This window comes from Kitasatospora putterlickiae, from assembly GCF_039527695.1.
In the GTDB taxonomy this organism is placed as follows: domain Bacteria; phylum Actinomycetota; class Actinomycetes; order Streptomycetales; family Streptomycetaceae; genus Kitasatospora; species Kitasatospora putterlickiae.
In genome coordinates this window covers 1,109-7,786 of the sequence record NZ_BAAAKJ010000028.1, presented here as the reverse complement: position 1 = coordinate 7,786, position 6,678 = coordinate 1,109, and the positions used below count along the sequence as shown (strand labels likewise).

Sequence of the window (6,678 nt, the reverse complement as noted above, 5' to 3'; positions counted from 1 at the left end):
GGGCGCCCGTCGGACCGGGGCGGGTCAGCCGGCGCGCAGCCAGTCCGCCAGCCGCTCGCCGATCATGATCGAGGTGAGGTTGGTGTTGCAGTTGACGATGCTCGGCATGACCGAGGCGTCGGCCACGTACAGGCCCTCCACGCCGTGCACCCGCAGCCGCTCGTCCACCACCGCGCCCTCGTCCCCGGCGGCGCCCATCCGGGCCGTGCCGACCGGGTGGTAGCCGCTGTCCAGGCTGGTCCTGACGTACTGCTCGATCATCGCGTCGTTGTCGACGAGCCGGTCGCTCAGCACGATGAAGCCGTCGCCCCGCGAGGCGATCCCCGGGTGGTTGGCCAGCTCCCAGCAGGTGCGCACGCCCTCGACCATCTTCTCCAGGTCCCGCTCGGTGGAGAGGAAGTCCAGCTGGATGTCGGGCCCGGCGGCCGGGTCGGCCGAGGCCAGCCGCAGCCGGCCCACGGACTCCGGCTGCTGGTCGACCACCATCACGCCGAAGATCATCGGCGCGCCGGCCAGCATCTGGAGCTCGGGGAAGAGCGCCAGGTCGAAGTGGTTGACCATGTAGTACTGCATGTCGTTGAAGGCGGTGGAGCCCTTGGCGGTGGTGCGCACCATCGACTGCAGGAACGGTACGGCGGCGTCCACCGCGCCGTCCTTGGGCCGCAGGAAGACGCCGGTGCGCGGGTGGTCCATCAGATGGGCGCCGACGCCGGGCCGGTCGAGCCGCACGCCGATCCCGAGCCGGGTCAGGTCCTCGGCCGGGCCGATGCCCGAACGCATCAGCAGGGTGGGGGAGTTGACGGCGCCGGCGGACAGCACCACGGTGCGCGCCCGGAGTTCCTCCGGCACCCGGCCCTCGGCCGAGGCCAGCACGCCCACGGCGCGGTCGCCGTCGAACAGCACCTCGTGCACCAGCGTGCCGCCGAGCACGGTCAGGTTGGCGCGGGCGCGGACCCCGGGGGTGAGGTACGCCATCGCGGTGGAGACCCGGAAGCGCGGGTCGCGGCGGTTGGACGGGATCGGGCCGATGCCCGTCGCCTCGGGGTGGTTGTGGTCGGCGACCTCGGGGAAGCCGGCCGCCAGGCTCGCCTCGGTGAAGGCGACCTGCATGGGCGTCATCTCGTCGGGCCGGAAGCGGCGGATCGGTACCGGGCCGCCCTTGCCGTGGTAGTGGTCCTCGAAGTCGAGGTCGTCCTCCAGCCGCCGGTAGTACGGCAGGACCTGCTCGTACGTCCACGCCGGGTTGTCCGCCGCCCAGGCGTCGAAGTTCTCCGGGACGCCGCGCAGCGCGATGGTCGCGCCGACGGCGGACGAGCCGCCGGTGATCCTCCCGCGCGGGAAGATGATCCGCCGGCCGTCCATGATCTCCGCGCGGAACCGCCAGTCGTGCGAGCTCAGCGACATCGCGTTGCCGTCGGTGATGTCGGCCGGAATGTCGGCGGGATCGGGAAAGTCCGGGCCGGCCTCGACGAGGAGCACCGAGCGGCCCGGGTCCTCGCTCAGCCGGGCCGCGAGTGCCGCTCCGGCGGAGCCGGACCCGACGACTATCACGTCATACGTGTGAACCATGGATTGAAACCTCGCAGACGGGGATTCGAGGGGGCCGATCTCACCCGATTTTTGCAGCGGACCCGTGCGCGCACTTCTCCGAGACTGCCCAGCCCCCGGCAACGTCAGAGAAGCACGTTTTACCGGCCCGGGACATCCTCAAGTGTCAGGTCCGGGGCGGGTGGTCGGCGAATTCGTTCACGACGGCCCCGGACAGTCGATTTCCATGTCGCCAGCGGGAAGGAATTGGGATGTCGCACCGACGACGATTCCGCAGACTCGTACCCGGGTTGGTCACCATTGTGGTGGCCGCCTCGATGTTCTTCGCCGTCCGTTCCTCGGTGGCGGTCGCGGGCGGTGACGAGGCGGCCGCGGCGTACGCGTTCAAGGAAATGCAGATCGCGATGCCGCCGGGTTATGACTCCCGGCCGATGAGGACGATCCGCGACGTCAATCCGGCCTATCAGAAGATCCGCGCGTGGATCTCCTCGGTCGGCGCCAGCATCGCCCTCAACGACGTCACCGGACACGGCCGCGCCGACGGCATGTGCATCGTCGACACCCGCACCGACTCCGTCGTCGTCACCTACACCCCGACCGCCCCCGAGGCCGACCGGTTCACCCCGTTCGTCCTGGACGGCGAGCCGCTGCCGATGGACGACACCATGGCGCCCACCGGCTGCACCCCCGGCGACTTCAACGGCGACGGCCGCAACGACTTCCTGATCACCTACTGGGGCCGCACCCCGGTGCTGTTCATGGCGAAGGCCGGCGCGGGCGCACCGTCCCCCGAGGCGTACGTGCCGCGCGAGGTCGTCCCCTCCCAGAGCATCGACGGCCGCTACCACGGGCCGCGCTGGAACACCGACGCCGCGTACGTCGCCGACCTGGACGGCAGCGGCCACCCGTCGATCATCATCGGCAACTACTTCCCGGACTCCGACGTGCTCGACCCGCACGGCATCCGCAACGTCGAGATGAACGACTCGCTGTCCAGCGCCAAGAACGCCGGCGGCGACCACGTGCTGCGCTACCACTCCTCGACCACCGGGGACGACCCCGAGGTGGCCTTCGTCGAGGAGAAGGACGCCATCCCGTTCGACGCCTCCACCGGCTGGACGCTGGCCATCTCCGGCGCCGACCTGACCGGCTCCGGCCTGCCGGAGGTCTACATCGCCAACGACTTCGGCCACGGGCACCTGCTGCACAACGTCTCGACGCCCGGGCGGATCCGCTTCACCGAGGCGACCGGCGAGCGCACCCCGACCACCCCCAAGTCCTTCGTGCTCGGCAAGGGCTCCTTCAAGGGCATGGGCGTCGACTTCGGCGACGTGGACGGCAACGGCAGCTTCGACATGATGGTCAGCAACATCACCGTGGCCTGGGGCCTGGAGGAGAGCAACTTCCTCTGGATCAACAAGGCCCGCAGCCAGGACGAGGCCGCGACGAAGCTCGCCGCCGGCGTCGCCCCGTTCACCCAGGAGGCCGCCGACAACGGCGTCGCCTGGACCGGCTGGGGCTGGGACGCCAAGATGGGCGACTTCCTCAACAGCGGCGACCAGAACATCCTGCAGGCCGTCGGCTTCGTCAAGGGGAACATCGACCGCTGGCCGTGGCTGCAGGAGATGGCCATGACCAACGACAACCTGCTCTCCAACCCGGCGATGTGGCCGAACGTCGGCCCCGGCGACGACCTGGCCGGCGACGAGCCCATGGCCTTCTACGCCCGCACCGCGAGCGGCAAGTACGCCAACATCACCAAGCAGCTCGGGCTCGACGTCCCGATCCCCACCCGCGGCATCGCCACCGCCGACACCACCGGCCGCGGCGCCCTCGACTTCGCGATCGCCCGCCAGTGGGGCCCGCCGGCCTTCTACGCCAACCAGGCCCCGGACCTCGGCAACCACCTGACGCTGAACCTGGTCCGGCCGTCCGAGGGCGCCACCCCCGGACAGGGCCTGGCCGGCACCGGCTCGCCCGCCTACGGGGCCACCGTCACCATCACCACCCCCGACGGCAAGCAGGTCGGCCAGCTCGACGGCGGCGGCGGCCACGGCGGCTTCCGCAGCTTCGAGGTCCGCTTCGGCCTCGGCGACTACACCGGCCCGGTCACCGCCGACTTCACCTGGCGCGACGCCGACGGCGGCCTGCACAAGAAGACCCGGCAGCTGACCGCCGGGAGCCACACGCTCATGCTGACCGACGACCTCCAGGAGGTGACGGCCCGATGACCGCGACCGAGATCGCCGGCGTGGCGGCCCACGCCGTCCGGCCCCGCCCCGAGAAGAAGGCGCCCAACCGCGATCCGCGCTACCTCGCGCTGCGCAACTTCGCCATCTCGATGTCCGTCTTCAACATCTTCGGCTACACCCTGCTGGGCTTCGAACAGCCCTGGCTGTGGCCGCTGATCTGCGCGCCGTTCGGCTACGTGGTCGAGATCGTCCTGGAGATGATCAGCGCCTGGGCGCAGGAACGCACCCCGCGCTTCATGGGCCGGGGCTTCCGCGGCCTCTACGAGTTCCTGCTGCCCTCCCACATCACCGCCCTCGCGGCGAACATGCTGCTCTACGCGAACGACCGGCTGCTGCCGATCCTGCTCGCCGTCTTCATCGGCGTCGCCGCCAAGCACGTCCTGCAGGCCCCCGTGTACGGCCGGATGCGGCACTTCATGAACCCGTCGAACTTCGGCATCACCATGGTGCTGGTGATGTTCGGCTCCTGGGTCAGCATCGCCCCGCCGTACGAGTTCACCGAGAACGCCAACACCTTCTTCCGGGTCGCCATCCCGCTGATCATCGCGACCGCCGGCACCGTCATCAACGCCATGCTCACCAAGCGGGTCGCGCTGATCGTCGGCTGGCTCGGCGGCTTCGTCATCCAGGCGCTGCTGCGCCACTGGTTCTGGGACGTGGCGGTCTTCTCCGCCCTGGGACCGATGAGCGGCGTCGCCTTCGTGCTCTACACCAACTACATGATCACCGACCCGGGCACCACCCCGAGCAAGGGCCGCAACCAGTTCATGTTCGGTGCCTCGGTGGCCATGGTCTACGGCGTGCTGATGCTCTTCAACGTCGTCTACACCCTGTTCTTCGCCACCACGATCGCCTGCGGCCTGCGCGGCGCCGGCTGGTGGGTGGCGCACTTCCGGAACAAGGGCAAGCGGGCGGGCGGCGCCGTCGAGGCCCCGGCCGGCCAGACGGCCGCACCCGAGCGTCCCGCCGGCAACGAGGCGGTGGCGGCGTGAGCGCGCACCGGTTCGGGCCGGACCAGGCCGACGGCCGACCGGACGGCCGCGGACGGATCGCGGTGGTCGGCATGGCCTGCCGCTACCCCGACGCCGAGAGCCCCGAGCAGCTGTGGCAGAACGTGCTGGCGGGCCGCCGGGCCTTCCGCCGGCTGCCCGACGTCCGGATGCGGGCCGAGGACTACTACTCGCCCGACCCCGCCGCGCCGGACCGCTTCTACAGCGCCAAGGCCGCCGTGATCGAGGGCTTCGAGTTCGACCGGGTGCGCCACCGCGTCGCGGGCAGCACCTTCCGCGCCACCGACATGACCCACTGGCTCGCCCTGGACACCGCCGCCCGCGCCCTGGAGGACGCCGGCTTCCCGTTCGGCGAGGGCCTGGAGGACACCAACACCGGCGTCATCATCGGCAACACCCTCACCGGCGAGTTCAGCCGGGCCAACCTGATGCGCCTGCGCTGGCCGTACGTGCGCCGCACGGTGGGCGCCGCGCTGCGCGACCAGGGCTGGGACGACGCCGCGCTGACCGGTTTCCTGGACGGCCTGGAGGGCCGCTACAAGAGCGCCTTCCCGCCGATCGGCGAGGACACCCTGGCCGGCGGCCTGGCCAACACCATCGCCGGCCGGATCTGCAACCACTTCGACTTCAAGGGCGGCGGCTTCACCGTCGACGGCGCCTGCTCCTCCTCCCTGCTGTCCGTCTCCACCGCGTGCGACGCCCTGGCCGACGGCCGGATGGACGTCGCGGTGGCCGGCGGCGTGGACCTGAGCATCGACCCGTTCGAGGTGATCGGCTTCGCCAAGACCGGGGCGCTGGCCACCGGCGAGATGCGGGTCTACGACAAGGGCTCCAACGGCTTCTGGCCCGGCGAGGGCTGCGGCATGATCGTCCTGATGCGCGACGAGGACGCCGTCGCCCAGGGCCGGTTCCGCTACGCCACCATCCCCGGCTGGGGCTACTCCTCCGACGGCAAGGGCGGCATCACCCGCCCCGAGGCCAGCGGCCACCGGCTCGCCCTGGCCCGCGCCTACCGCTCGGCCGGCTTCGGCATCGAGACGGTCGGCTACTTCGAGGGGCACGGCACCGGCACCGCCGTCGGCGACGCCACCGAGCTGCGCGCCTTCTCCGAGGCCCGCCGGGCCGCCGGGGCGCAGGCGCCGGCCGCGCTCAGCACCGTCAAGGGCAACTTCGGCCACACCAAGGCCGCGGCAGGGGTCGCCGGGCTGCTCAAGGCGATCCTGGCGGTCCGCCACCAGGTGATCCCGCCCGCCACCAGCCACCTCGACCCGCACCCCGAACTCACCGGCCCCGCGCCGGCGATGCGCGTCCCCGACCGGGCCGAGCTGTGGCCGCGGGGCGGGCCGATCCGGGCCGGCGTCTCCTCGATGGGCTTCGGCGGCATCAACGCGCACGTCGTGGTGGAGCACGCGGACGGCGTCCTGCGCACCGCCGTGCCCGCCGTCGCCCGCCGGCTGGTCGCCTCCCGCCAGGACACCGAGCTGTTCCTGCTGGACGGCGCCGACCCGGCCGAGCTGCGGGCGAAGGCCACCGCTCTGGCGGCGTTCTGCGCCCAGCTGTCGTACGCCGAACTCGGCGACCTGGCCGCCACCCTGGAGGGCGGGCTGGCCGATCGGCCGCTGCGCGCCGCGGTGCTGGCCGGCTCCCCGGAGCAGGCCGTCGAGCGGCTCACCGCGCTGGCCGGCCTCCTGGACGCCGGGGTCCGCTCCGCGCTGAACCCGGCCCAGGGCGTCTTCCTGGGCGGCGCCGGCCAGGAGCCCCGGATCGGCTTCCTGTTCCCCGGCCAGGGCAGCGGGCGCAGCGGCGACGGCGGGGCGCTGCGCCGCCGCTTCGCCGGCGTCGAGGAACTGTACGACCGGCTGGCGCTG

General features: G+C 71.8%; 4 protein-coding genes. 3 read left to right on the top strand and 1 reads right to left on the bottom strand.

Translation table 11 applies throughout. From position 1 onward, the window contains the following. Positions 1–24: 24 nt before the first annotated feature. Positions 25–1,569, bottom strand: coding sequence for a GMC family oxidoreductase (locus ABD308_RS03610; protein WP_344325404.1), 1,545 nt, complete (start codon positions 1,567–1,569; stop codon positions 25–27). Positions 1,570–1,799: 230 nt separating this feature from the next. Here ABD308_RS03610 and ABD308_RS03605 point away from each other — a divergent pair, with 230 nt between their 5' ends. The 3 genes from ABD308_RS03605 to ABD308_RS03595 form a co-directional block, all read left to right on the top strand. Beyond that, positions 1,800–3,779 (top strand): CRTAC1 family protein, encoded by a 1,980-nt coding sequence (locus ABD308_RS03605; protein ID WP_344325401.1) that lies wholly within the window; start codon positions 1,800–1,802, stop codon positions 3,777–3,779. Next, positions 3,776–4,792 carry an enediyne biosynthesis protein gene (locus tag ABD308_RS03600; RefSeq protein WP_344325398.1) on the top strand — a complete coding sequence of 339 codons (1,017 nt, stop codon included), beginning with the start codon at positions 3,776–3,778 and terminating at the stop codon, positions 4,790–4,792. Before ABD308_RS03605 ends, ABD308_RS03600 begins: the two co-directional genes overlap by 4 nt. 71 nt (positions 4,793–4,863) lie before the next feature. Next, positions 4,864–6,678: beta-ketoacyl synthase N-terminal-like domain-containing protein (locus ABD308_RS03595; protein ID WP_344325440.1), on the top strand; the 1,815-nt coding region annotated here is incomplete at its 3' end.

Excerpts from the sequence above, each read along its gene's own strand:
- ABD308_RS03610 (WP_344325404.1), bottom strand. The coding sequence starts at position 1,569 with ATGGTTCACACGTATGACGTGATAGTCGTCGGGTCCGGCTCCGCCGGA.
- ABD308_RS03605 (WP_344325401.1), top strand. The coding sequence starts at position 1,800 with ATGTCGCACCGACGACGATTCCGCAGACTCGTACCCGGGTTGGTCACC.
- ABD308_RS03600 (WP_344325398.1), top strand. The coding sequence starts at position 3,776 with ATGACCGCGACCGAGATCGCCGGCGTGGCGGCCCACGCCGTCCGGCCC.